24 protein-coding genes are annotated in these 25,452 nt (G+C 43.8%); 8 read left to right on the top strand and 16 right to left on the bottom strand.

Features of this window, described 5'->3' with window-relative positions:
* The 5 genes from IT291_09965 to IT291_09985 form a co-directional block, all read right to left on the bottom strand.
* On the bottom strand, positions 1-2,402 hold a 2,402-nt coding region (locus tag IT291_09965; protein ID MCC6221551.1), incomplete at its 3' end, for a hypothetical protein.
* 148 nt (positions 2,403-2,550) lie between these two features.
* Positions 2,551-3,120 (bottom strand): 3'-5' exoribonuclease, encoded by a 570-nt coding sequence (locus IT291_09970; GenBank protein ID MCC6221552.1) that lies wholly within the window; start codon positions 3,118-3,120, stop codon positions 2,551-2,553.
* Between the two features lie 196 nt (positions 3,121-3,316).
* Complete coding sequence (locus IT291_09975) at positions 3,317-4,213, bottom strand: MBL fold metallo-hydrolase (protein MCC6221553.1); 897 nt, start codon at positions 4,211-4,213, stop codon at positions 3,317-3,319.
* A 24-nt stretch (positions 4,214-4,237) separates the two neighbouring features.
* Positions 4,238-5,320, bottom strand: a complete 1,083-nt coding sequence (locus tag IT291_09980; GenBank protein MCC6221554.1) for a hypothetical protein — start codon at positions 5,318-5,320, stop codon at positions 4,238-4,240.
* Between the two features lie 16 nt (positions 5,321-5,336).
* Positions 5,337-6,032 (bottom strand): hypothetical protein, encoded by a 696-nt coding sequence (locus IT291_09985; GenBank protein ID MCC6221555.1) that lies wholly within the window; start codon positions 6,030-6,032, stop codon positions 5,337-5,339.
* A 435-nt stretch (positions 6,033-6,467) separates the two neighbouring features.
* On the opposite strand from IT291_09985, the gene pdhA reads away from it, so the two are divergent.
* The gene (gene pdhA / locus IT291_09990; GenBank protein ID MCC6221556.1) at positions 6,468-7,421 is read left to right on the top strand and encodes a pyruvate dehydrogenase (acetyl-transferring) E1 component subunit alpha; all 954 of its coding nucleotides are present in this window, start codon (positions 6,468-6,470) and stop codon (positions 7,419-7,421) included.
* 43 nt (positions 7,422-7,464) lie between these two features.
* Entirely contained in the window at positions 7,465-8,439 is a 975-nt protein-coding gene (locus IT291_09995; protein MCC6221557.1) for a pyruvate dehydrogenase complex E1 component subunit beta, read from the top strand.
* A gap of 65 nt (positions 8,440-8,504) precedes the next feature.
* On the opposite strand, the gene IT291_10000 is transcribed toward IT291_09995, so the two are convergent.
* Positions 8,505-9,557: a hypothetical protein gene (locus IT291_10000; protein ID MCC6221558.1), complete on the bottom strand. Its 1,053-nt coding sequence runs from the start codon at positions 9,555-9,557 to the stop codon at positions 8,505-8,507.
* Positions 9,558-9,649: 92 nt separating this feature from the next.
* Here IT291_10000 and IT291_10005 point away from each other — a divergent pair, with 92 nt between their 5' ends.
* Together IT291_10005 and IT291_10010 are read left to right on the top strand one after the other, a co-directional pair.
* Positions 9,650-10,414, top strand: coding sequence for a SprT-like domain-containing protein (locus tag IT291_10005; GenBank protein ID MCC6221559.1), 765 nt, complete (start codon positions 9,650-9,652; stop codon positions 10,412-10,414).
* 246 nt (positions 10,415-10,660) lie between these two features.
* A complete protein-coding gene (locus tag IT291_10010) occupies positions 10,661-11,344 on the top strand; it encodes a hypothetical protein (GenBank protein ID MCC6221560.1) in 684 nt (227 codons plus the stop codon).
* 32 nt (positions 11,345-11,376) lie between these two features.
* Here IT291_10010 and IT291_10015 read toward each other — a convergent pair whose 3' ends face one another.
* Positions 11,377-11,724, bottom strand: a complete 348-nt coding sequence (locus IT291_10015; GenBank protein ID MCC6221561.1) for a hypothetical protein — start codon at positions 11,722-11,724, stop codon at positions 11,377-11,379.
* A 99-nt stretch (positions 11,725-11,823) separates the two neighbouring features.
* Here IT291_10015 and IT291_10020 point away from each other — a divergent pair, with 99 nt between their 5' ends.
* Entirely contained in the window at positions 11,824-12,084 is a 261-nt protein-coding gene (locus IT291_10020; protein ID MCC6221562.1) for a hypothetical protein, read from the top strand.
* Positions 12,085-12,110: 26 nt separating this feature from the next.
* On the opposite strand, the gene IT291_10025 is transcribed toward IT291_10020, so the two are convergent.
* The gene (locus IT291_10025; GenBank protein MCC6221563.1) at positions 12,111-13,376 is read right to left on the bottom strand and encodes a thioredoxin domain-containing protein; all 1,266 of its coding nucleotides are present in this window, start codon (positions 13,374-13,376) and stop codon (positions 12,111-12,113) included.
* A gap of 167 nt (positions 13,377-13,543) precedes the next feature.
* Between IT291_10025 and IT291_10030 the strand changes: the two genes are divergently transcribed.
* Positions 13,544-14,134: a hypothetical protein gene (locus IT291_10030; protein MCC6221564.1), complete on the top strand. Its 591-nt coding sequence runs from the start codon at positions 13,544-13,546 to the stop codon at positions 14,132-14,134.
* Positions 14,135-14,160: 26 nt separating this feature from the next.
* On the opposite strand, the gene amrB is transcribed toward IT291_10030, so the two are convergent.
* The 7 genes from amrB to IT291_10065 all read right to left on the bottom strand — a co-directional run bounded on the left by amrB (position 14,161) and on the right by IT291_10065 (position 18,954).
* Entirely contained in the window at positions 14,161-15,432 is a 1,272-nt protein-coding gene (gene amrB / locus IT291_10035; protein MCC6221565.1) for an AmmeMemoRadiSam system protein B, read from the bottom strand.
* On the bottom strand, positions 15,429-15,923 hold the full coding sequence (locus IT291_10040) for a hypothetical protein (GenBank protein ID MCC6221566.1): 495 nt from the start codon (positions 15,921-15,923) through the stop codon (positions 15,429-15,431). Before IT291_10040 ends, amrB begins: the two co-directional genes overlap by 4 nt.
* 12 nt (positions 15,924-15,935) lie before the next feature.
* A complete protein-coding gene (locus tag IT291_10045; protein ID MCC6221567.1) occupies positions 15,936-16,340 on the bottom strand; it encodes a hypothetical protein in 405 nt (134 codons plus the stop codon).
* A gap of 153 nt (positions 16,341-16,493) precedes the next feature.
* Positions 16,494-17,045: a hypothetical protein gene (locus IT291_10050; protein ID MCC6221568.1), complete on the bottom strand. Its 552-nt coding sequence runs from the start codon at positions 17,043-17,045 to the stop codon at positions 16,494-16,496.
* Between the two features lie 195 nt (positions 17,046-17,240).
* Positions 17,241-17,669: a hypothetical protein gene (locus IT291_10055; GenBank protein ID MCC6221569.1), complete on the bottom strand. Its 429-nt coding sequence runs from the start codon at positions 17,667-17,669 to the stop codon at positions 17,241-17,243.
* A gap of 13 nt (positions 17,670-17,682) precedes the next feature.
* Positions 17,683-17,994: a zf-HC2 domain-containing protein gene (locus IT291_10060; protein MCC6221570.1), complete on the bottom strand. Its 312-nt coding sequence runs from the start codon at positions 17,992-17,994 to the stop codon at positions 17,683-17,685.
* Positions 17,995-18,240: 246 nt separating this feature from the next.
* Positions 18,241-18,954, bottom strand: coding sequence for a response regulator transcription factor (locus tag IT291_10065; GenBank protein ID MCC6221571.1), 714 nt, complete (start codon positions 18,952-18,954; stop codon positions 18,241-18,243).
* 246 nt (positions 18,955-19,200) lie between these two features.
* On the opposite strand from IT291_10065, the gene IT291_10070 reads away from it, so the two are divergent.
* On the top strand, positions 19,201-20,289 hold the full coding sequence (locus tag IT291_10070; protein ID MCC6221572.1) for a response regulator: 1,089 nt from the start codon (positions 19,201-19,203) through the stop codon (positions 20,287-20,289).
* Here IT291_10070 and IT291_10075 read toward each other — a convergent pair.
* Positions 20,270-24,637 (bottom strand): hypothetical protein, encoded by a 4,368-nt coding sequence (locus tag IT291_10075; GenBank protein ID MCC6221573.1) that lies wholly within the window; start codon positions 24,635-24,637, stop codon positions 20,270-20,272. The two genes, IT291_10070 and IT291_10075, sit on opposite strands and share 20 nt — an antisense overlap.
* Positions 24,638-24,756: 119 nt before the next feature.
* Here IT291_10075 and IT291_10080 point away from each other — a divergent pair, with 119 nt between their 5' ends.
* On the top strand, positions 24,757-25,449 hold the full coding sequence (locus IT291_10080) for a DUF4397 domain-containing protein (protein ID MCC6221574.1): 693 nt from the start codon (positions 24,757-24,759) through the stop codon (positions 25,447-25,449).
* Positions 25,450-25,452: the final 3 nt, after the last annotated feature.

Here is a 25,452-nt window from a genome sequence, read left to right on the forward strand (position 1 = left end):
ACCGCCTTGCTAAAACTGGTACTAGAGCTAACACCTACCCAACCAGAAGAATTTGCTTGCGGTGGCGTTGAAGAATTAGCGACGTAATAAGCAGTTACACCAACGTTATCTGTAGCAGAGAGGTTTAAGTTTACATTTGAGGAACTCGTGCTAGCAGCGCCATTGTTAATACTTAGGGAGCCACTAGGTGCAATTGCATCGGTGTTGCTAGTCCCCGGCGGCGGGAGTTTCCAGGTACCTGCATGAGACCCAACATAAATATAACTATCATGCGGATTAACAACCAGAGACCATACATTAAATTCAGGGCCAAGATTACCGGTAATGTTTGTCCATGTATTCCCATCATCTGTTGAACGAAAAATTCCGTTTGAATTCCCCAAATGAAACACCCATGCACCAGCATAAAGAACATTAGGATTATTTGGGTCTACCGTTACATATAGAGTGGATATTTGATTAAACCGATCCTTAGACAGACCATTGGCATCATTTTTTAAGGATAAATTTGAGCCATTAATTATATATATTCCTCTAGATGATACTGCTACATATAGTTTGTCTGGATTATTTGGAGAGACTGTGATCTGCCCCACATCAGAAGTTGCTGGGATTTGTGGATATGGGCTGGTCCAATTTATTCCCCCGTCGTTTGATTTATAAATTATTGTATAACTGCCTGACGTCTGAGTAGCATAAACAATATTTCCATTTCCTTTATACATGGCAACTACTCGCCTGGAGAGTAATGACCATGTATATCCTTTATCATTACTTTTATACTCACCTGCATAGATAATGTTGGTATTTTGTGGATTAAAAGCAATAAATGGATAATACTTACCAGCGCCTGTTTCTACGAACGTCCAGGAAGGACTTGCTACATCTGCATTTCTAGTCACAGCGATCTTTTGGCGATACCAATCGCCTACCGCCGTAACAATAACCTGAGAACCAGATACGGGTTCAATATCACCTGCCAGGGTCGTCTTTGCCCCTAAATACCATGGTATTTTTAATGCTTTAAAAGTAGTACCACCATTTGTAGAAAAAAATGGGCCAGCATCAGGATAAAAAATCGCCATTCTGCTTGGATCGCTGATATCCCACCTAAAAGGAATTATGCTAGAAGATGATGCACGGTCGGCCGTTCTTGCAGCGGAGTAACCACTATTAGAATATCTCCAGTTGATTCCCCCATCCAGAGTCTTTCTAACATCGTCATGGCCTCCCATCGTAAGGGCAATATTTTTATTGCTTGGATGCGCAACTACTGGACCTCCCCACCAGTTCCCCCAGGAAGCAGAATCTCCAGACAGAGAACCACTAACCCACCCGTCCACATTCTGCTCATCCATGCTTGTTGGCGTGTACCAGTTAGCTCCGCTATTGTGTGAATAATAATAGATAGCTTTGTCAAAATTTACATAAAGGTAGGTAGGGTCAGCCGGGCTTACTGTTATATACATAGCTTTTGCCCCTTCCTTTATTGGGCTTGATAATCCATTATTGCTGGCGCTAAAATTTGTGCCGCTGTTTGTAGACTTATACACGCCGTACGTTCCTACGGCTGCATATATAATATCATCATTAGGATTCCCATTATCATTGCCACTGATAGCCATCGATCTGGGGCGCTGTGACAAACCCGCACCTATTTGTGTGATAGAAGACCCACTGGCAGTTATTTTATATACCTTATTATCTGTAAAACTTGTCACAAACATAACAGACGAATCATCTGGATGTATTTTAACATCGTAAATATAATCGCCATTTATTGCTCCTAAATTTACAGAAGACCATGTGATTCCACCATTGGTTGATTTTAAAAGTCCTTCACCTTGCGAACCCGCATATACATTACTGCTATCTACAAAGGCAATATTAGTTCCTCCACGCCCACTACCAGGACTATGACCAATGGCTGCTGAACGCACCAGAGACCATGTATTTCCCCCATTTGTTGTCCTATAGATACCTTTTGCTGAACCGCTTAAATCTGCACTAGACATTCTATTGCCATAAACAAGAACAATATTTTCATCGTTTGGATCGACAGCGAGACTATATCCACCAGATGCCAGGAATCCATTGTGTTTCATTTGCCAAGTGTCACCGCTGTCAGTACTCTTCCATACCTGAGATGTGTCAACAACAAAATATATGGTATTTGGATTAGACGGAGCATAAGCCATATTATAAATTTGCTGATAGCCTTCTCCACCTGGAAGATTCTTAGTTTCCTGTGCCTTAGTTCTTATTGGCACCTGCTGCCATGTAGTAGCGCTTGAGGTCTGGGAGAGAACCTCCTCCACGAGGACAACGAGATTGAATGCAATAAAGCCGAGGGCGAAATAAAGACCCATCAATGCCCTCTTAGAAGCAAGTAACCGCTTCATGCTACATCCTCGCTGATACTTCCTGGGAACTGTGAAATTTAGTCCGAAGCCAGTCTTTAATTTTAGCACAAGGGAGAAGTCTATTCCAACAATTAGACCCGTAGGGCGTTACAAATTTTCCCTGCCACTTGGGACTCTATACAAGCTATCAAGTGAGAGAAATGTCTAAGTTCTCTGCTAACATATTGCAAAACAATGCCCCTTGTTCTGTCGCATCGTCCAAGGCCTTATGCGTGTGCCTGAAATTATCAAACCAGTGTTTCGGCATATTTTTTTTTGTCGATTTGCGATAGTCGGTTTTTAGCAGAGCCATGGCATAGGTTTTGATATCGAGAGCGGAATGAGAAAAAGGGCTTTCTCCGGTAAAGCGGATTAGATACCAGTAGATAAACATGAAATCATAGGCAGCAGGATAACCCACAAAAACGGGTTTTCCAGGAAGGTTCTTTAGCCAGGCCAAATAATTTACCATAGCCGTTTTGGGCGCTTGAAGATCATTGCGGCAAGCTTCCCAAGCTTGGGCTTGACTCTTCCACCACTCCATAGTGCGCGGATCTTCTTTTGCCTCGGGGAGCTGCTCCAAGTTGGCAGAAAAAGTGCCAACTAAGGTCTTGTCGGCTTCATAGGCTGCGGAGCCGAAACTGAGCATAGAATTTTGTCCCGGGATGGGGCCATCTGCTTCGATGTCAGTGGAAACGTAAATCTCTGCGCTATTCATTTGGCAGAGTCTTTAAAGTTTAAACATGCAATAATAATCCTTCATGCGAAGCGTTTTGTCCTCCATTTTTGAAAGCCATAAAACAATTCTCGGCAAACAGCATCTAAAAATGACATACACGGTATAACAAAAGGGCTTACCTTAAGAGAAAGGTTTGTTCACTTTTTGCATCCATTCTACATAGCAATTTACCTATTTACGGAGACTCTAGAATTAGACTTACCATTGCACGAAGATTTTCTTCCAGCGGTGGGATGAACGGGCCATCTGGCGCTATCCCCTGGGCCTTCCACTCTACGAACAATCGTTGAACTATCTCCTCTCTCACCTCACCATTGGCAATTGACTGGCGCACGTCTTCAGCAAATTTTTTCACACTCGCCGAAAGCTCAAAAAAATACCTTCGAGCCATGTCTCCAGTTAGAGACCCATTGTGAGGAAAGACAACGGCTTTTGCAGCCAAAGATGAGAGCCTTTCGATACTGTTTAAATACGACTCATAACTCGAATAAAAACTCCACAGATACTTCCCTTTGCCAGCATATCCGCCCAGTGCTTCGCTGCCAGCAAATACCTCATCGGGATAAACGTAATACACTAAGGAATCAACAGTATGACCAGGACACTCAATAAGTTTTACAATTACACCGTTACCAAGCTCTAACACATCTCCATCGCGAACAATTTCGTCAGCTTCCAATGCCGCATCCCAGATGTCGCGACTAAAATCAAAATTCCTGCCTAAAGCCCTAGACGCCTCGCGATTCCGCTCAAAGAGTTCAGTCCTCACAGCTTCTTCCGAAATAATATTAGCACTCTGTCGAGAAGCAATCATTTTTGCCGAAGGAAAAGCCTCTCTAAGCGCAACCAAGCTACCTACGTGATCAAAATGAACATGGCTAATTAAAATATAGTCTAGTTCCCTATCCGGCCCAAGGTGCTCATTTACCGCATCAATCAGCTCAGCACTTATCGCCGCTATGCTCGAATCGACCAATGCGCTCTTCTCTGCATTCACAAACAAATGACTAGAAACTGCAGTAGTAATTTGCCAAGTGCTTTCCGTTAAACGAGACGATGCTCTTACCCACATATCAAGTATTAACTCCCTCTTGCGCTACCAACCCATCTCCGCCCATAACAGCTTATGATCGCTGCCAACATTAAACTGCCCCTCCAAACCTATTGCCATACTTCCATCGGGACGCTGAAAATACCTAAAATCATCCTTCGCCACGAGAATATCGTCTAACCAATATGGCTTTCCCTTATACATATAACTTCCCCGCTTCTGTAACATACTGGGTGAAAACCCTTCCTCCCCAAACAACGAAACTAGAAAAGGAGAACGCCTAGACACATTGCTGCACGATGAGCGCAACTGGGAGTCCAGCATGCATTTTGACGGCGTTGAAAAATCCGCCAGAAAAAGGCGTCCGGCAAGTATATCAGCCGAAGCGCTGTCGCCATCGCTGTTCCTGTCGCCTAACACGATTACGACTTGGCGATCTCCTTCGCCCTTTTCTTCCTCTCTCTCAGCTGCAATGCGCAAAGCTTCTGCCATTTCCATCCTCAAAGTTTCAAAACTTGTCTTTGTAGGATCTTTCCAAGAATTGCTTTTTGATTTTAAGTGCATATTAAAAAAAACCAACTTTTTCCAATTTTTTGCCCTTTTGCTCCCAACCAACATCGCTAACTTTACAGGCCCGCGAATAAAGCGGTGAGATCTACCTAGAGGCTGCAATTTTGGCAAGTTCGCCCCCGTCAGGCTTTTTAAATCCAAAAATTTACCGACGTCATCTGCCACAATAAAGCCATTGCTAATCCAACCATCATCGCTTTTTCCAACATAAGAATTAAACTTCCTATCAGTGTCGCGACTAAGAGCTTGTGATAATATTTCGAGATTTGAGTGGGCTATGCGCTTAGTCGCACCGCCTACTTCTTGCACCGCAATTACATCACAAGAAGCTTCTTTCATTCTTTGAAGGAGAAATTGCACGTGTTTTTCAACGGAACTATGCGGCCTCTTTCGCCCCTCAACTTGAAAATTATTTAGGTTTTGCGTACAGATGCGAAGTCTATTAGTTCTAGCGCCGCTATCTGCGTTTGCAAGATATGGCGATATGCAGTTTACTGCGGAAAAAACCAATAATAACAAAAAAAAGCGCGCGAAGCCTCTTGGCAAATTGTGACACATTTTAAAAACAACCTAACTATTCAAGCCTTCGGCTCTTTAACATCCTGCCAATTTCAGCATCCGACCAACCAAGTGACGAGCACTTATTCTCTGCCATATTTTTCGAGTTTTTAGGTACAAACAATTCATTTAACTTCATGCCTGTGCTACATGCAACTTGAATCCTAGCTAGAACCGACACACCTACCAATACAGCGTCAACTACGTCTTGTGGTAGCTGTCGCTTGCTACTTACGTGACCATTATTCAAAAACAGTTTAGACAAATTGTCGCCATATAAGCGCTCTGCAACTTGACGTGCTATAAGCTTTACTTTCTTACGAGGTAACTGCGCACCTCGCAAGCCAAGCAGTTCGGTTTGGACAGTCCTCGGATTTAAACGACCTGGCACATCTACTTTTCGCGTGCGCGCAATAGTTTCAAACATACTCCTCACGCGCTCTACTTTTAACGCACTCAGCGGATTTAAGACCAGAGGCGCTGGCCCTTCGCACACTAATATATCCCCCTTAGCCATCTCCAAAGAATCAAACAACTGCTCTAGTTTCGACTGCAAGGCATCTAGTCTTTTAGACAACAATTCAGCTGGGCCTGGCGCAGAAACTACGCCAACGCAAATCGGCTTGGCACTCCGCAGACAAAACGCGGCCCAACCCGAAGCACGCAAACTAGGATCAATAGCTAGTAGTATATTTTTCCTTAGTGCACTCAAGAATTAATTTCACAGAAGCTATTTCTTAAATAATAAATCGCAATACTTTTTAACGCTCTCTTACTCTGCCCTACTTTATGGCTCAAGCATAGACAAGGATCAATTATAGCGATAGAATGATAGTGGGCTTTAAACTTCATTATCGTTTAAGTCTCATGTTTGAACCGATAATTTAAAGACCGGGAGCCGCCTCTGAATCCAGCTGTCGTACCGCCCTGAGCGGAGGGCAAAAGGATTTAATTGATAGATGGCTATTGCTGTCGATCTGTGGCACCCACTTAGCGTTCCGGGTTCAAGACTCGGAACTTAGCGGTAATGAAGAAAAGCCCACTTCTTAAGTGTTTCAATCTCGCAATGTGTCATGTCTTTTGTGCACTATCTGACTTTTGCGTTCTGCACTTGTTATTCTTTAAATATTCTCATAAGAAAGTGCCTATGAATGGACTTACACTGTTACAATTATATCGCAACATGTTGCTAATCCGTCGCTTTGAAGAGGCGGCTGAAAAGGCATATACGGAAAGAAAGATAGGTGGTTTCTTGCATCTGTACATTGGCCAAGAGGCTGTAGGAACAGGTGTAATAGCTAAGTTAGAATCACACGATCACGTGATTAGTGCGTATAGATCTCATGCTCACTATCTCCTGCGTGGCGGAACTGCCCGAGAAGGCATGGCCGAGCTGCTCGGCAAGCAAACTGGTTGTTCTGGAGGAAGAGGTGGCTCCATGCATTTCTTTGCCGCCGACAAGAATTTTCACGGGGGACATGGAATTGTAGGAGCGCATGTGCCAGTTGCTACTGGGCTAGCCTTTGCGACAAAATACAGAGGAGAAGATGCGGTCACGGTGTGTTTTTTGGGAGACGGCGCAGTCAGCATAGGGCCATTTCACGAGGGATTGTGCTTAGCCGCATTGTGGAAACTACCGGTATTATTTGTCGTTGAAAATAACCTTTACGCCATGGGCACTCCGCTATCGCGAACGCTTGTCACTGAAGATGCGTCTATTCGCGCATTGGGTTACCCTATGGCGCGAGCAACCGTAGAAGGCACAGACGTAGTTGAATGTTACAACTCTGCCGCCCAGGCTATAGACTACGTAAGAAGTGAGAGCCAACCATTTTTGCTAGAGTTTAAGACTTATCGCTATAAAGGACATTCCATGGCAGATCCGGCTAAATACAGAACGAAAGAAGAATTAAACACTTGGAAACAGCGCGACCCGATAAATATAGCGCAAGTTCGTGTTAGAAGTAATTTCCCCGAACTCACAGCAAAACTTTCAGATATCGAGCAAAGCGTTGACGACGAAATACTCGACGCAGTCAAATTTGCTGAGGAATCTCCCGAGCCACCCTTGGAAGAGGTGGGTTACTACACATACGTCTAGCTAGAGTCGAGTAGTTTTTCTTTTTTAGTGAAATCTAACTATTATGCGCACATTAAGTATACGTGAAGCTCTAAACGAAGCACTTGCCGAAGAATTGCAGCGCGACGAATCGGTATTTTTAATGGGAGAGGAGGTAGGCTACTACGATGGTGCCTATAAAGTATCGCGCGACTTGTTAAAACGCTTTGGCGAACGCCGCATTGTCGACACTCCGATTTCAGAAAATGGCTTTGCGGGAGTAGGCGTTGGCGCTGCGTTGATTGGCCTTCGGCCTATAATTGAGTTTATGACTTTTAATTTTTCGTTGATTGGAATCGATCAGGTCATTAACGCAGCGGCAAAAATGCGCTACATGTCTGCTGGGCAATACAAATTGCCAATCGTTTTTCGTGGTCCTGGGGGCTCCGTTCATCAGCTTGCGGCACAGCATTCACAAAGCCTGGAAAGTTTTTTTGTGCACGTTCCAGGCCTAATAGTAATAATGCCATCAACGCCGGCTGATGCTAAGGGCCTGCTAAAATCGGCTGTGCGCAATGACAACCCCGTTGTGTTTATAGAATCTGAAGCAATGTATTCCGTAAAAGGAGAAGTCCCAGATGATCCCGACTACCTAATAGATATTGGCACTGCCAGGATTAGGCAAAGCGGAAGTGATGTAACACTATTTTGTTGGTCCAAGACAGTGCCAACGTGCCTGTCGGCTGCAGAACAACTTAGTAGCCATGGGATATCGGCTGAAGTTATTGATTTAAGAACTCTTCGACCTTTGGATGAAGAAGTGATAACTACTTCAGTAATGAAAACTAATCGAGCGGTGGTAGTTCAGGAAGCTTGGCCACAGGCAAGTGTTGGGAGCTTCATTGCGCAGCGCATTAATGAAACGCTGTTTGACTATTTAGATGCACCAGTTCTTGTGCTATCCGGACTAGACATTCCTTATCCATATGCCAAAAACCTAGAGCAGTTGATGGCACCAAATGTCGATTCTGTAGTAAAAGCAGTCGAGCGTTTGATGTAAGGAAAACATGTAGGTAAGAATGGCGGGTGTGTAGGTGAGCCTGAGAGAGGTTAGCGATGCAGTTCCTATACTTCCATGGCTGACTGCGTCAGCGTTATCCAATTCCATCCGTGTTTTTTTCTCTGAAGCCTTCGAATGGTTTCGATGATATCTTTTCGGCGCTTATCGCTATAACCAAAAGCATTCCAGCATTTCTCATCTACTTCACTTGGCGTTCCCATCCGCAAATGCTCCACTAGACTCGTTACTGCAAGCCACAGGAACTGATTAGGATCCGATACAACAGTGTTGTTTTTCATGGATGCGCCAGCAATACCCAAGGCAGAATCGCGGCCGCAACCGGATGCAACCAAGCTAATCGCCGCAACTTCCAGTGGATCGCATCCATATATTTTAAAGCATACATTGCGCATAGGAACCCCTCTCGCCATGTGCTCTAATGCCCGAGTACATTGTTTCTTAGTGCCAGTTGCAATCTGAATGACCAGCCCAGCCCGTCCCGAAAATCCAGCGAGCATTCCTCTGCCATATCCAAATTGCGGAAGCGTGCCCCCCACAAAATGTCCAATCTTAGCGCGCAGCAGGGCATCATCCACTAATGGATGCCATATTCTTTCGTCAACTAAAGAATCGATGCGACGACTGATGGCATGCAAATAACAACAAGCAGCGGCAACATCGATTCCAATGTCCATCACCGCCTTGGTGAGTTTATAGCTCGGTGCCTTAATATCTATGCCATCTGGTTTAGCATGGTTAATGGCAAGCGTTTCGTCCTGTGCCGCTTTGGTAATTAATAACTTAACCGTATGAAAACTTAGCGGCGTGCTCTCTGTCAGCCCATTTTCGCGACCAAAGACCTGATAAATTAGGCGCCATACCGATGAAGGAACTGGACGAAACTGCTTAACAATATCAATAGCCACGTTCCAGCTTTGTAACCGCTTCTTTCGCTCCTGCTGTGAACTTTCGCTAAGTGCACTTTTTCGTTTAAATTCCTTACCAGCTTTCTCTATGTCTCGTTCGACGCGCTCGACATACTGTTCCTCAGTAAACGAGTCGTTTTCTAGGAGTGAATCTTCCTCTACATCTACTGTGCTTTCGGAATTATTTGACATTAAAGAGACTCAAAAAATAATTCTTTTCAACCTAGACTCAATTGAATAACGTATACTCAATAACGCTGTATGTGATTTCCTAACTACTCAGCATGCCAATGCTACCCGCTCTTAACTTTTGCCCAAAGAGATTTCTTAGACTGCGCACTTTTTTCCATCCATATAGTTTTGTTCGCCTTCGGCTTAAGCTACACGTTATTGAGCCAGTCGTCGTTCAAGCCTCAGCCAAAAAAACCTCTCGCTCATACTGTATCGACATATATCCAAATCTTCTTGATTCGACTTGTCCAGATTGGGTCGAAACAGCAATTTTTAGCTATTCCTTGCTCTTTATTAAAACCCGTACATGCAATCAGAAAAGCGCCAAGGACATTGCACAGGCTACAAATTGGTATACCAAGCTTAAAAAACTCTTCGAAGCACTGCGGACTATATTACCGACAAAACCCGACATAATTGCCAGACCTGAGAGCGGCTCGTTGCCAGATCTGTGGAAAAAGCTGCAAGAGGCTTATTTTCCCGAGAATTATCAGCTCTTAGACTACAGAGTTGGCTGGAGCAATAGGAGCAATAGAAACTGTTTGGCCTCTTGCAATTACATAAATCGTAAAGTTAGCGTCGCGAAGGCTCTTGCCAGCACGAAATACTGCGATATTTTGCCACCTTTGCTTTATCACGAGATGTGCCATGCGGTACTGGGAAAGCCAGAAATAGTAGGGGGCCGCAGAGTCATTCACGGTGTCGAGTTTAAGCAATTAGAAGCTAGACATCCAGGCATATCTTATTTAAATCATTGGATAAAAACCGGTGGATGGAGAAAAGCAGTAAAAGAATTCGATATTTCAATGATGTTTTAGAAAGTTTGCCAATAGGTTTCTTAAGGAAGAAATAAGTGATATATTTATAGTAAATTACAGTCCTAATAGTAAAAACTGAAGCAACTTAGTGGATTTTTATGATATTATTACAGGCTATTTGACACATTGCGTGCCGGGTTATTATACAGCTCGGATGAAATAGTGTAAGTTTAGGGTAGATGAAGTCGTTAAATAGCGTAAGTAATTGTAAGGTTTAGTTATTATCATAATGGTTGCTAGATAGATATGGAAAAGAGGTCTTATACAAGACGAGAATATCTGGCCAATTATAGGTTCCTGGGCAATAGCCAGAATTATAATTCTAGCCAGTTACGCGAACATGGCGGCGCCACCTTAGTAGCGTTAATAGCTATTGCTGGAATGTTGTTCGTGATTTATGGGGACATTAGGGGGGCATTGGGGCAGGAAATAGATCCAAAACTTCAGACAACTGCGGCAATAGTATTAGGCGTCATTGCAGTTTTTTCGGCCGTTTGCGCTATTCATATGAGAATAATTGGCAGCAAACCAGAAAAGATATTTGCCCAAGAAATTGCAGCTCGCATTATCGATACCCAAGAGCTTCTGAGCCGAGCAAGACATCGCATGAAGACTTTTGAGGAGGAGATGCTCACCTCGGTCGGGCGAGTTCCACGCAAAGCAGCTGACTGTCTAAGCATGCTAAAAAAGATCACTTCTTCGCTAGAAACTCGCATCGCTGAGGCTAACGACCTAGTAAAGACTGGCAATAAGGTCTCCATGATCGAAGCATACGATTTAATGAGAAGAGACCTAATCATAATGGATGACTGTATCCATTCATTGCTAGATTCGGAACCCATACCTCCTCTAGAGCCCTACCAGTGGGAACCAACTATCGATAGGCTAACGAGCGAGATAGAACACGAATTGCGAAGCATTGCAGCTTAGGCCAAGTTTTAGATATGCTGTCGTTAAAACCGCTAATCGAGATGGCTTACTCGCTTGTCGGTTTTTTCGCTATTAGAGCGTTTCCCAAAATACCCTCTTAGACCGTTTATCAACAAGAAATTGAGCAATACGACGGAACTAGCAATTGTTAACACAGCAAGGTCGCTGTTCGCAAAACCATAGTGACGCAGCACATCTACGCGAAACAGCAAAGAAAGAGGAAGCCCAAGAATAAACAACGATAAACCCAATATCAACTTTCCAATATCAATCCACTCATTAGGCAACAACTCAAACCTTTCTGCTACAACCCACATCGCCAATAGAGCAACTACGTATAAAAAAGCTTTTAAGGATTTTAAGGCAGCGATTTTCCACATAAAAATGCACAATAAATTTTGAAACCTTTTTCTAAAAATTCTATTCTAAAAGGCTGTAAGTCACTAGCACTTCCTCTCATTTTTTTTAATAGGTTTTAAATGAACATAGATGATTTTGAAAACGCAATGGAAGAGGAAATAGAAGATCAGTTCATTGCAGTTGCAATGGAAATTAGTCATTTATTTCCAAAACTTGACTTGAGGTTTAACCTACAGAGTGGCTCAAGTAAAGTTCGGTACAGCGCGCCAAGCATTAGCGCGGAGATATTTGAACTCGACTTAAATCTTGGCGAAACATCTGCTTTAATAATCGAAGCTTGCTTTAAGATTAAAGAAATCGGCCGCCTATTCGATGCTTAAAATCAAATCTGACAATGCAACCTTCATTATTTATCTTTTAAAATATAATCTATCAAAATAGTTAAGGTCTTTTCATCGACCATAAAGAGTCGCTTCCCGTTTAGGTAAATAGTTGGTGTAGCACCTATTTTTAGCTCCATACCTAAGCGAATATCGCTTGCCAACTTGCTCTCCACATCCTTACCATTTGCGCATTCTAATAGCCGATCCTTATCAATTCGAGATTTCGTTGACAACAATTCGTCTACTCCAGCTTCCGATACGTTCCACAATGAGAATATGGCATCGTGCATCTCCCAAAAAAAGTCGCTCTTCTGCATGCCCGCGCAAAGAGATATTTTAGCTAGACGACATGCTAGGCGGTGCATTGGCCTGTCTATATTAGGGTTACAAGATTGGTCTAATGGAAAATTCTTAAAAACTATCCTGATTCCACCACCGCCGTATTTCGCAAAGACTTTATTTAAAACCTCAGAAGCTCGCTTGCAGTGCGGACACTGAAAATCGCTAAACTCATGAATTGTTACCTTGGCATCAGGACTCCCTTTTACAAAATCGGGAATAACATCCGAAACAAAACTAAGCGCTTCTATATCGAGATAAGGCTGATTCTCCCAACCTGCAATTACAGCCTTTTTCAAAACCTCATCCTCCCTTCCCCTAATAGATCCCTTCTTAAAATAAACAGGACTAGCTACAACTGCCAAGGTAACAAATAAGAAGGAAGCACTTAAATTCAACTTTCTAATTCTTGCACGCCTAGTCTGAGGAGCTCCACTAAATAGACGGAGCGGAAACCCGATTAGTAGCTTTAAGCCATTTGCTAATCCGCTCACGACAGAGCGAGACTTATCTCTAGCCACATATGTAATTGCACAAAGCCCTAGGCTATTAAAGTAAAGAACTACACAAAAAATACATATACTACTTATAACAAAGAGCGAGATACTGGCCATCACAAGCGTTGATAGCAATGCCAACAAGGAGGCAACTAATAGAATATCAGCAAAATTCTTTCTCTCTTCATCACACTCAGGTTTAGAAAAAAATGAAAACAAAAATAAGGCCCAATAATAGATGAGACCAAGACCTGCAACCGGAATCCCAAGAAACCATGAATACTGGCTCATCGCTACGGTATCGCAATTGATGCGTTCGCTAATAGCGCAAAACGAGCTGCCAAGCTGTAAGCCAGTATTAATATTTATGTGATGCAATAAAAGGTAAATTGAGCAAGCCAACCCGACCAGAGAAACAAACACTAGCAGCTTAGAGGGGAAAGCGCGCATCACTTTATAACTCCCCACCTTCGCACTTCAGCCACTTGCACGACGCAGCATTTATTATTCTCTATTAATAGCATTGCAACTCAGTTAGTATTTAACGATAATACCAATAATGGTTCATTTCATTGTGCCCAATAAACTATATTTGTTTGGCAAATTAATGCAATAAATTCATGAAAACACTACCCAAAATTGCACAAGCTTTTTTGCTTTTTGTCTTATATACCGCAGTAGTAATTTCCACTATGGCAATTTCTGGTAAGGTTATACAGCGAAAAACTTTGTACGATAAATTTTTGATTAATCTAGAAGGCCTCGCATTTCAATCAACTGATATCGAAAGGAGCATTAGATTCTATATCCAGGTTCTTGATTTTAAGCCAATCTACAATAGAACCGATACCGCCGAAGGAGATAAAGCTGATGGTTTCCTGCTTCCAGACAATAGAAAAGTATTCTTTAATCTTTCTGGCACAGAGCAAGAGATAGCGGGGCCATCTACTCATAAAGGATCCACTAATCTAGGCATAATACGGGTTAGGAATGGATTCAAAAAACTTCACTCAAAAATACGCTCGAGAAATGAGCTATTGCGAGCAAAATACATCAAACTCAATAAAGACGGAACCACATTTGCGGAAAATCTCGAAAACATAAGTGAAATAAAAGAACAATCCTGGGGATACGAATTTCGAGTTAGCGATCACATGGGTAACGAGCTGTTATTCTACTACACAAAAAAATTTTCCAAGCCGCGCTACTAAATCCATCAGTTCACGTACTTCTGCGCCTAACAAGTTTTTTCTCTAAGCAATATGCTCGCAAAACTTACAGTGCAATCGCTTTTTTCTTCGACAGCCTGCCTATACTCTATGCACTCGCCAGTTGCTTCGATGCCCGCATATTCCATTATTGATAGCATGCTATAAAGCGACGGAAAGCCACAAATTCTTCGCCTATCCAAATCACTTGCTACATGTGCAAAAACAGAAGCGGATTTTCCAGATAGAATCGACCTTATTAGTTCCCCATCTCTCGCCTCTAACTCGGCAAGGCTTTTTCGATCCATAGGTTCTCTGTCACCAAAATGTCTACCAACATGAGCAAAATCAACCCCCGCATAAAACAAGACCTTCTTACCTTCCCGGCGAAGATTATTGACAGTATCGGCTACTATGCCTATAAAATCCTCAACTTCACTCGAGGTAGTCGGCAAACCATCACCGCGCAAAAACTCGTGAAACGACCCAACTAAAATTGGAACTATCGGCGGACATCCACCATTAGAATAACAATGCATCAAAAACGGCAACTGAAGTTCTATAGAGTGTTCGTCGCGGTGAAGTATTTCATCGCACAAAGCCCTATCTCTTCCATATTTCGACAAGACAGTCGCGAGCGTTGCCTCGTGAACGGGCACTATTCCAAGAGGAGTAGAAAAGTCCTTGTCAGTTAAAGAAAAAAAGCCCTCCCCGGGCTGATGAGAAGTGCCAAACAAAAAAATAACATCTGGTCTAGCAGTCTGCTTAAGTGCGGCAAAACCAGCGCCATAGGTTTGCCAACCTCTGGTATAGTCTATGTGTGGAGCTATAAAGCCAATTGCCTTTTTACAAAAGTCACTATCTAAAACTGTCGTTTTCGATCTAGCAATATAATCGTCTAATACACGGCGCAGTACCTTTGGATCTTGAGGATATATAGTCCCCGCTAAGGCCTCTTTCCTAACGCCAATGGTTCTATATTTCTCCTTTAACTCCCGCCACTTGACCCTAACATCTTCTGCTTCCAAAAACTGCAACTGATAGAGTGCTTCAACAAGCTGAGTCACTAACTCAACTGTAATGCCATAATTCCTCCCCTGTAACGCAATATCGGCTATAGAATTCTCCCCATCAAACCTCGCGATAACAGGCAACAAAGACGACGGGAAAGCTGCGGGCTTGCTAGCGATACCCCATTTATCGCTTAACACAACGGCCTTTTGACCCTCTATTTCCGAATACTCTATATTTATGGGCCAGCGAAGTTTTGGCTTATGATTAGCTAAGATTTTCTTCGTCATCCGCCATGAACTAGATAATACAAAACTTTATGTGGCACGCCATCCCGTTGAACCGTTAAAGACGCTCGACGATTGCTACGAAGCTCAGAAACTAGCTTTATCAAATCATTCATTTTTACAACTGGCACAGTACCAACCGCTGTAATTAAATCTCCACTTGCAAGCCCCCACGTAAAGCCACCTGCTGTATGCGACACATCAAAAACTACCCGAAGACCAAGCACTCCACTTGCGCCAGACGGAACCACAACACCACTAAAGGGAAAGTTTAACTGAGCCGGCCATTTCGATAACACCGCATCAATTTCGCGCTGCGTTACCTGCACTCTGTGCACCAGTTCCTGCTCAAAATTACTTAGCGCACGTCCTTCCTTGCTAACAGAAACCCTATACTCACCAGAACGAGCAACGGGCCCGACATCACTACCGTTCTGCAAAGAACACCCGACCACGCAGGTAACGAGCATAGAAAGACTAAGCCTAACTAACATAACCACCTAGCGTTACTCCATGAGATCAATTGTAACATCGCCAACATAAACCGTAGTCTGTTCACCAAGGGTCGATGGCAGCCGCAATATTACTTTATAACTCCCAGGCGGAACATCCAAAAATTTCGCTACCCCAGCCGCATCGACAGGAGCAATCCAGTGTTTCTGCAGATTTGCCGCATCACTTAGCGAAATTCTCACTCCATCTAATGCTTCCCCAACACTAGCTACATGCACCTGAACCCTGGCCCTCTGGCTGGACGCCAATCGAAAAAATTTAACATCGCCCGGATCCCCATAATCCACAACAATCTCTTCGGCCGAAACTTCAACATACCCGCCAAATAACAACAGCAGAGAAAATACCAAAGCTACGGCACAAAAAAACCAACCTTTAGGCAATGTCCTTCCTCGCAAATCACTAGCCAGCCACTAACAACAGACTATCTTGAACGCATAGTTATACCGTTTCCAAAAAGTAAGTTAAATATTTTACTTTTTGGAAACGGTATAACGAAATAGGGCGTGTCGCAACAACACGCCCTCCAAAACTGACAAGTTGAATACTGTCTACCATTTAAATAGGCCCTTAAGCATTTCCCATCCTTTTTGTAGCCCACTCGTCAGATAGTTGCCATTAAGAATCTTGTCCAATATATACTCGCCTCCTTTTTTGACGCCATCCCAAATGACTCCTCCGATGGAGCGGTTTTGAGTTTGAGTCTCCACTCGAGGTTGCTGCTCAATCGCTACTGGGTCAACGCCTTGCTGCCGGACATCTCCACAAACACATCCTCTATTATCCATGGTTTGCGGCATATTGACCTCCTGCGGGCTAGTATTTCCACCCATTCTGTCGACTAAGTTACGTAAGACGCCAAGTAGCTCGACGAGAAGCTTCGGCACATCGCGAATTGAGGGTGTTTCGCGATCTAGAGATGGCAAACACGGATTATTGCCAATAATACCAATGGGTTTACCCTGTCCGGCAGGGAACAATTTAGGCAAATATGACACCGGAAGTCTCCCCATTACATTCGGTCCATATGACGGGTCAAAGTTACGAGGTAAGCTACGAATGTTTATAGGGTTTCGATTTAAAGCAATGTTTAGGTCACACATGTTGAGTTTCTCCTTTTAAAAAATACTGTTAATTTTTTCATTCTGACTTTCTGTATGATAGATAATCGACGGTTAGATTGTCCGTGTACACCAAAAATATGAGCTCAGGTGTAAAAATTTCGCGTTTGATATGGCGGTTACGCTTTTCGCGCCTGCCTTTGCAATGATGCAGACCGTTTTCAATTTTGACTAAGGCTATCGCCTGATCTTTAAAAACTCATCGGGTTTAAATTCTCCCTGAACTATAAAAACTCGATCGGCTAGGTGGAAACCATTCTCAGACACAGAGCGCACTGCTATGCGCTGTCCGATTTGAAGGAAACTTAACGTAACAGTTTTTTTCCCATCCATGTACATTGTCTTTTCGTCTAGATAAATGATGCGACGCTTTGGCGTCCCATCAATCGGCTCCACGATAATCGAAATATTCTCGGGATGTATGAACGTTAACTTCCCATAAAAGAGATCAGTGGAATACTGCTTGGCATCGACTTTTGCCGACTTTTCTTTTCCTTCCTTAACTTGTTTAGTTTTTGACGAAGGTTCCGCTACAGCAATGTCGAAAACAAGCAGAATTGCTAGAAAACACTTGACGATCGGAAACTTATAACTATTGAGCCGCACTCACGATAGCTATTTAGGGTTTAACCACCGAAAGCTTGGGACGGAGAGGAATCACGTTATATCCTAACTCCTCCCTAAGTGCCTGTCGCAATCTCAAGCTCACCTCAGAAGGAATTGGCACATCATCCAAAGTCTTTGCCACTTCGACTATGTGGCTACAATCGCTAACCAAATCGCGACACTCGGCGCAACTCACGAGGTGTGAATTAAATCGCTCTCTTAATAGCGGAATCATCTCGTTATCGAGATAACAGTCCAATAAATCCTCAACATCTGAGCATTTAAGAACTGCGCTCTCCAAAAATGGGATTTGATATCTATCCATTTGGCTACTATTATCCTACCACTAAGCTATAACAGCTAAATTATCTCAACCGAGAAGAATTTCACCATTACCTCTTCCGACGCCTTTTGCAGACTACGGATTCTAAAAACTTTATGTTAGCATCGGAGAACACATTGCTTTTATAACACAAATAAATACGCCGCAAAACTAAATTGTGATAACTAACGACAAATCAATAATTGGCGCATCGGCAAAACACAAAACTTTTAATCAAAAAGCTTGAAATTATTGAACAAACTTATACCCAACCCCGTGAACCGTTAATATATGGCGCGGCTTTTCTGGGATCACCTCAACTTTATGTCTAAGGCGTGCTATAAAATTATCGACTGTGCGCGTAGTGGGGTAGCAATTATAGCCCCAGACATTATCTAAGAGCTGATCTCTAGTAACGGGAACGTCTGGTTGGCTAGCAAGGTATCGCAACAACTCGAATTCTTTTGCTGAAAGGATTATCTCCCTTTTACCCCTTGTCGCTCTATAAGCCTTAAAATCTATACTGACCTCGCCAATTCTTAACCTCTGACATGGCGATGTTGCGTTTTCATTTGTAGGCAAAGCATTAGCTCTCCTCAGCAGTGCCTTTACTCGAGCACATAACTCGCTTATGCCGAAAGGTTTAGTCAAATAGTCATCAGCACCGAGCTCCAACCCCACTACCTTATCGACCTCGGAACACTTAGCTGTAAGCATCATGATGGGTGTCTGCCGTCCCAATGCGCGAATTTGCCGACAAACCTCAAGACCATCCATTTCAGGCATCATCACGTCGAGAATAACTAAATCGTGAGGAGACTTGCTAAACTCTTCCAAGCCTTTTCTGCCGTTGCCACACGCGATTACCGTGTAGCCAGCGCAGCGCAAATTGTCCTCTAAGCCAAGTCTAACTACTTCTTCATCCTCTATGAGCAGTATTTTAAGCTTGTCCTTGTCTTTCATGCAAAAGAACTATCCCGCTTGCCCAAAACAGAACTACAAACTTGCTGAATTGATCTATTTTTCTATATAGAATAACCCGTGCCCGCAACATAATCAAGCAGTATTGATGCTAATCGGCGCATAGTTACTGTGAAAACAACTATCGTTATGCAGTAATATGCTGGCATCATTAGCGGGATATTGCTCATCCAAACTAGACTTAAAAGTCACGTAAACTTGCAAAACTAGCACTAAAAAACTACATAAATGACGACCAAGCATCCTTCGAGACTTATTCTAATAGTTGACGATAGCCCAGAGGACAGGGAGCTATACAGAAGATATTTCAGAAAGCAGTCCCACGATTCTCCAATCTCGTTCTTAGAGGCAGATATGGCTCAGGATGGCCTGAATCTAGCGGCACTTGAAAAACCTCAGTGTATTTTGCTCGACTACAACTTGCCAGACATGGATGGCTTAGAATTCCTAAAAGAACTATCGGAAAAGAAAATCGAAATTCCAGTCATAATGCTTACTGGCCAGGGGAACGAGTCGGTGGCTGTTGAAGCCATGAAGCGCGGCGCAGTGGACTATCTCATTAAGGGCAGCCTTGATACCAAATCACTAAATTCCGCAGTCAGTAACGCCATCGAGAAGGCCCAACTAAAGGCCCTAATAAGAAACAAACAAAAGGAACTTGAAGAATTCGTCCACATCGCTGCCCATGATTTAAAGTCTCCGCTAATAGTAGTATCCGGCATTGCGGAACTACTTCAAGCAGAGTACGCCGATAGGCTCGATGAACGTGGAGCTGAACTCATTTCCCGAATTATTAGAAACACCTCTAGGATGACTGACCTGATAGAAAACCTCCTCAACTACGCTTTGGCAGGGAGAACGGATAAACCAATGATACAGGTAGATCTATCGGCGACACTTCGCGATGTAATGTCCTCTCTCGATGCTGTAATAGAAGACAAAAAAGCCATAGTGCAAATTGGCAAATTGCCCACAGTATGCGGCGATAAGACGAGCCTCGGCCAACTTTTTCAGAATCTAATCTCTAACGGCATCAAGTTTTGCAAAAACGCGACCCCTACCATTGAAATAGATTCCTACCAAGAACACAACCAATGGCACATAACTGTAAAAGATAATGGAATTGGCATAGATCCTCAGTTTTTTCAACAAATCTTCTTGCCCTTAAAACGACTCCATCGCAAAGACGAATACGAAGGATCCGGCATTGGATTAGCGACTTGCAAAAAAATTCTCGACCAGCATGGCTGGACGTGCAACTTAACTTCCGAAATAGGCAAGGGCACTACTTTTCACTTTACCCTACCTTCTCAGTAGATCTGGCCACAGCAATTTCATCTTTCACCAAAACAACAGAAGTCTTAAGCCACGCGATTAATCTAACAACTAACCACATCGCCCACAGCAGAGAAAAGATGCGCCAATAATAGAGCGGCACCGACAATATCCACGGACGCAATAACTCGCCCGAGGTGCGATCAACATACCATTTTAGATAGTTATAAGCAGAGCCGTTTCCTACAATAAGCATAGGAGGCTGAAGCACTAAGCCCACTCTTACTACCTCATAAAACATTACTAGAGAGAGAAAAGCTATCGCTATAAAACACGCAATTCGAATAGTAACGCCTAACTGTCTAAAAAACACCTTTTGCTTAGTCATCGCCACAGTTAAGCCTAACCATAGTAGCGGTATCCATAAATATATTACTGGCAATGTAGTAAGACCTATGCCAAGAAGAATAGCATCCACTAAGCCAATTGATAAAATCCCAGCGCTAGCTAAACCTACGCAAATTAGCACCACGACGATTAGCTTGGCCCAGTAGACAACACATGGCCCCCAGGAAGCTCCGCCCGCCCATAAGATCCAACGCTCGCCATTTGGAGATACCGAAACATTTACATTATTGGCCTCCCTGTCCAATAAAAGACCAGGCACCTTTTGGAAAAAGGCCACTGAAAATGGCTGCTGATACGACACTTCTACGACATGAGTTCCGGGACTGAGCAAAACCTGATTACTAGACCCGTTCTGAATATTAGCTCCGGAAACATTGTCGACCGATATATTTTCAACCTCGCTCTCCTCAGGCAATGTTATATTTAGAGCATTAGTCTGGGTAGCACGCACCTCCAACTGCAATTTCCCGGTTAGCAAGCGAGTGCCCCATTTGACGTCGTGATTCAGGTTATCGATCGTAAGAGTGTCTCCCTGCGCCGTCTCAAGAGAAAAGGCGCTCACTTTTGCTTCTTCAGATGGGAAAGGCAACCAAGACCAACGCGCCTGGCCATTAGCCAGAGTCCCGCTTGGATTAAGTCCGGATACTTCGCAATGAATGTTCACACTACAACTCACTTGCCATTCCTCGCTTATCCCTCTCTCTGCACTAGCCTGCAATACTAGTGGCATGACATCTCTCCCCAATGCGCTGCTATACCTAGCGCTCTTTGCTCCAGAAGCAAATCCTAGATAGACATATTGGCCTTCGACCTTGACATTTCCCGAAAGCACGCGTTCTGAGGCAAACAGCGGAACCTTTAAAGTGTCTTCCACAGCGAGCTCGCCCAAACGCTCGACATGAGTTTCTATTTTAACATCCTCAGTAGTTATAGCAATAAAGCGCCGCACAACTGCCCACGACAATAACTTCTCCTTTTGCTTAACGAGAGATTTTTCACTCGCATTAACTTCTTCCTCACGATCCTTAGCTGTAAATCTTAGACCTCCCGCCACAAAACCACTAGCCGACAAACCTTCTACGAACCATTTGGGAGACTCCACGTGAACGACCAAAGGACGAGCTGGAAACTCTAGAGAAAACGCACTTGTTTGCGGGAGCGGCCCTGTAATTTCTATATCGTTTAAGCCTGCATTAGTTCTAACTTCCAAAAATCCATCACTACTGCGCCTAAGAGCTACGTAATCCTTGCCGTTTAAAAGCACTTTCTGCACAGGCAGTACTTCGAGAGGGCCAGGAGCTGTCACCACACTTTGGCCATCGCTCGCGACTTTCAAGCTTAACTTAAATTCCTCTGACGATAGCTCAATCTTTGCAACTTCAATAACCGCACAAACATCGTTTTTGCACAAATTCTCCTCAAAACGCCTCTCAAGCTCGCTTAACATGCTATCCCCTGGAAAATCCGCCTTCGTAGGCGAAACCGTTCCCAGCAGCAGCAAAGCTGTCACCAAAGCGGCCTTAGCACTAAATTTCGACGCTAGAGATACTACCAATTCAGCCGGCCTAGACCAAATCCTCTTTAATAACAAAAACATTAAAACCAATATCAACACCGTACGCACACCGCAGATGAAGCGCATCACACTAGCGGGTATTAGCAAAATGCTTAACTGATGCTGTGGAAGGATAGGCCCGGCAGCCACAATATTGTGACGACGCCAATGCCAAGTGGGGATCGCTGGTCCACTTGTAAGCGAGAGGCCCTTTTCAGAACTATCCTTCTTAGCTCGAGCCTCATCATCCTCATCCTGTACAACATCACTATCGGACTCCATTTCAGCTCCTCCGGACGAAAGGGAAGCAGAAAGCGACCTTTCCATTGGCCCAAACGAGGACGCTGCACTACCTAGATTCGCCGCGCGGCCATAGCCGGGACTTTCAATCGACTTAGCTCGATAATAGTCCGATCGACTGTAGACGTCAGAACTCAATCTAAAGGTTATTAGCAATCCAACAGCTGGCATAGAAGCAAAAAATAGAAAACCGTACAAAACAGTTTTTGCGACTCTGCTCCTAATGTCCTTAGCTCTAACCATTGATATAATCCATGCTAGCAGAATCCCAGCAAAAAAAAGGATTGCTGGCCATATTAGAGGCGTCATTTCTATCCCTGCAAAAAGATCCTGCATAAAGGATCTGTGGCGCGTGCCACTTTGAAGTTGCGGAAATAGAAACTGCGTAAACTGAAGTTTCGCAAAAGCAAGACTTTGAATGACTAGGGCTAAAAAAGTAACCGACAGCAATATGCGACAGGCATAATGCCATGGCGATTTTTCGTCACTTAAAACTGAGCGCCAGACCACGAGGAAAAGTAGATGAATGTATAGCATTTGCGGAGCCAGGAACTCATCGTGATTTAAAACCGAGCATAAACCAACAACGATAGCAGCCGCAGACCCAAACAACCTAAATGACGTTAAGGTAACAAGAAAGCAAAGGAACAACTCTAGCAGACTCCATGACTCCACCCACGCACTCCCCTTAGTATCCGCGCCATGTACTGCAAACAAAAGCCAAGATGGCGGCAAATGTAGCCATGCACTGTAATTTGCAACTTTCGTATCCCAACCAACAGCCGATAACTGAGAGCCATTTTCATAGCGCGAAACTGCCTGTAGCTGCACATTGCTATCTCTAAGTTCCACACCCCATAAACCACTATTTGCATCACGAGAAACGAGGCGAGAAACTCCATTTACACTCGCCCGCCCCAGCTTCGTTCCCGCAAGAGCGTTAAGGCGAAACCCTTGGTGCATACTTCCAGAAAATGTGTCCATAGCGGTATATCCGCCATTATCTAGATCAACCCAAATTTCTTTCTGTAAATCTAATTCATTTGGTTCAGGTTTTAGAATACCCCTTCTTAGTTCCTTAAATGTTAGCTTGGAACCAGAACTAGGCGCGTATACTGCCCCTGCCATCCAGCTAGGAGGAAGCTCGGTAGCGCTTGCATGCACCGCCAGCGCACCCGACACTTCAACTGTTCTAAAAGCAGTGTTTTCGACAAAGGCAATTGTCTCCTCCGTTGGCCATAACGTAGAACTTGCAGTGGGAAGCAGAATTTCGCCAGCCGGTTGAGCAATAACGGATAAGATATTTACTTCGTACTCGCCAGAATTAAGCTGCAACGCCAAATTGCCGTCCGATGACAAATAATGCGGCAGGGCACAGGAGATAGCAACGGGTAAGGAGTTTAGGGGCGTTACTTTGCCCAAATCTAATGGACGCCTTTTTCCTGAAACTCTTAACTTTAAAAGAGTGTCGACCTGCATGGGCGAGCCATCGCGAATTCGGCGCATTACTGCTATTTTTATACTTTCGCCAATCGTCTCCTCCTTGCCATGCTGTGCCTCCTCTACCCACAGCCTATCCCTCTGCCTCTTGATTTCAATATTACCAGGAAGAGAGGTTTTATCGACACTCACTAGCGCATAGCTTTCTGGCAAAGGAATTTCGGGCGGCAATTTATCCCACAGTAACTCGCCACTAATATCAAAAACACCAGCCGGCAGAATCGCGTAGACAAAATCGTTTCGCACATCCAAGGATGGCTCAACTCTTTCGCCCTTTTCATTAATAACATCAATGGCTAGGGGATATATGCCTTGCCTTGACGGCAAAATCACTGCTTCCTTGCTCTGCAGTTCAACTTTGAGTGCAAATCTTGCGCCATGATTAGTGAGCTCGTACTGTAGCACGCCCGGCCAAACGCAATGAAAGACTCCTCCGTTCTTGGCACAATTCCATTCAGGGTGCCTCTCTTTTACCCAGTCCACCCAAGGCTCTAGAGCGATCGGCACAGAAAACAAAGCTCTGTCCTCTGCAAATGCCTCATGCCTTGTTCCCATGCACAGCGATAAGACAAGAGCTACTGCTGCGCTGAATAACTTGCCATAATGGATAGAATTGCGCTCAACCATAGGAGACCTCAGATTTATTAATTATTGGGGAGTTTAGCATAGCCATATAATATGTAATATCATATAATGGTGGGGTAAATTTTACTATAGTCTATGTACTCCCATGAAAGGTAGTTGTTATGTATCTCAGACGCGGCATTTTATTATTGTTACTTACGTCAATTTTTACACTTCTTGCGGCTTGCGACGAGGAAGATGGCGATGGCGAGGCGCCTGAACTGCGGTTCGTTCAAGCTTCACCCGATGCACCTTCAGTAGATCTTCTGCTAGACGAGGAAGCGATTCTTGAAAGAGTTGGATATTTAGAATCAACTGACTATTTCGAGATCGATGAAGAAGCGGAGGAGTTTAAACTAACCGCTTCAGACTCGTTCACGACTTTCTTTACGTTTGGCAACTCTTTAAGAGAGGACGAGCATTATACGCTCATTTCCTTGGGTTATACTGACGAAATGGATGGCTTACTTCTTCTTGACGACAACGCAAAACCAGAGTCTTCCAGAGTTAAGCTTCGCTTTGTTAATGCTGCGCCAAGTGCTCCTGATATAGACGTGTATGTCGTGCCTAATGATTCTGACTTATCTATGGTTCTTCCAACCGTTAGTGATTTAGGTTTTAGCGAAGATTCGGATTACGTTACGGGCTTGGAGGGTGATTACCAGATTCAAGTTACGCCGAAAGACTCCAGTGAAGTCATTGCTACGAGCGACATTATAACATTTGAGAGCGGCCAAATTAGAAGCATTCTTTTAGTTGAGGACGAAGGTGGCGGAGCACCTTTCAATATTATCTTTTTAAGAGATCGCAAATAACTA

It is taken from the genome of Deltaproteobacteria bacterium (genome assembly GCA_020845775.1).
Lineage (GTDB): Bacteria > Bdellovibrionota_C > UBA2361 > SZUA-149 > JADLFC01 > JADLFC01.

Bases quoted from the DNA above. Each gene is read 5' to 3' on its own strand.
- IT291_09970 (MCC6221552.1), bottom strand. From the start codon at position 3,120: ATGAATAGCGCAGAGATTTACGTTTCCACTGACATCGAAGCAGATGGC.
- IT291_09975 (MCC6221553.1), bottom strand. From the start codon at position 4,213: ATGTGGGTAAGAGCATCGTCTCGTTTAACGGAAAGCACTTGGCAAATT.
- IT291_09980 (MCC6221554.1), bottom strand. From the start codon at position 5,320: ATGTGTCACAATTTGCCAAGAGGCTTCGCGCGCTTTTTTTTGTTATTA.
- pdhA (MCC6221556.1), top strand. From the start codon at position 6,468: ATGAATGGACTTACACTGTTACAATTATATCGCAACATGTTGCTAATC.
- IT291_09995 (MCC6221557.1), top strand. From the start codon at position 7,465: ATGCGCACATTAAGTATACGTGAAGCTCTAAACGAAGCACTTGCCGAA.
- IT291_10000 (MCC6221558.1), bottom strand. From the start codon at position 9,557: ATGTCAAATAATTCCGAAAGCACAGTAGATGTAGAGGAAGATTCACTC.
- IT291_10005 (MCC6221559.1), top strand. From the start codon at position 9,650: ATGCCAATGCTACCCGCTCTTAACTTTTGCCCAAAGAGATTTCTTAGA.
- IT291_10010 (MCC6221560.1), top strand. From the start codon at position 10,661: ATGGAAAAGAGGTCTTATACAAGACGAGAATATCTGGCCAATTATAGG.
- IT291_10015 (MCC6221561.1), bottom strand. From the start codon at position 11,724: ATGTGGAAAATCGCTGCCTTAAAATCCTTAAAAGCTTTTTTATACGTA.
- IT291_10020 (MCC6221562.1), top strand. From the start codon at position 11,824: ATGAACATAGATGATTTTGAAAACGCAATGGAAGAGGAAATAGAAGAT.
- IT291_10030 (MCC6221564.1), top strand. From the start codon at position 13,544: ATGAAAACACTACCCAAAATTGCACAAGCTTTTTTGCTTTTTGTCTTA.
- amrB (MCC6221565.1), bottom strand. From the start codon at position 15,432: ATGACGAAGAAAATCTTAGCTAATCATAAGCCAAAACTTCGCTGGCCC.
- IT291_10040 (MCC6221566.1), bottom strand. From the start codon at position 15,923: ATGTTAGTTAGGCTTAGTCTTTCTATGCTCGTTACCTGCGTGGTCGGG.
- IT291_10050 (MCC6221568.1), bottom strand. From the start codon at position 17,045: ATGTGTGACCTAAACATTGCTTTAAATCGAAACCCTATAAACATTCGT.
- IT291_10060 (MCC6221570.1), bottom strand. From the start codon at position 17,994: ATGGATAGATATCAAATCCCATTTTTGGAGAGCGCAGTTCTTAAATGC.
- IT291_10065 (MCC6221571.1), bottom strand. From the start codon at position 18,954: ATGAAAGACAAGGACAAGCTTAAAATACTGCTCATAGAGGATGAAGAA.
- IT291_10070 (MCC6221572.1), top strand. From the start codon at position 19,201: ATGACGACCAAGCATCCTTCGAGACTTATTCTAATAGTTGACGATAGC.
- IT291_10075 (MCC6221573.1), bottom strand. From the start codon at position 24,637: ATGGTTGAGCGCAATTCTATCCATTATGGCAAGTTATTCAGCGCAGCA.
- IT291_10080 (MCC6221574.1), top strand. From the start codon at position 24,757: ATGTATCTCAGACGCGGCATTTTATTATTGTTACTTACGTCAATTTTT.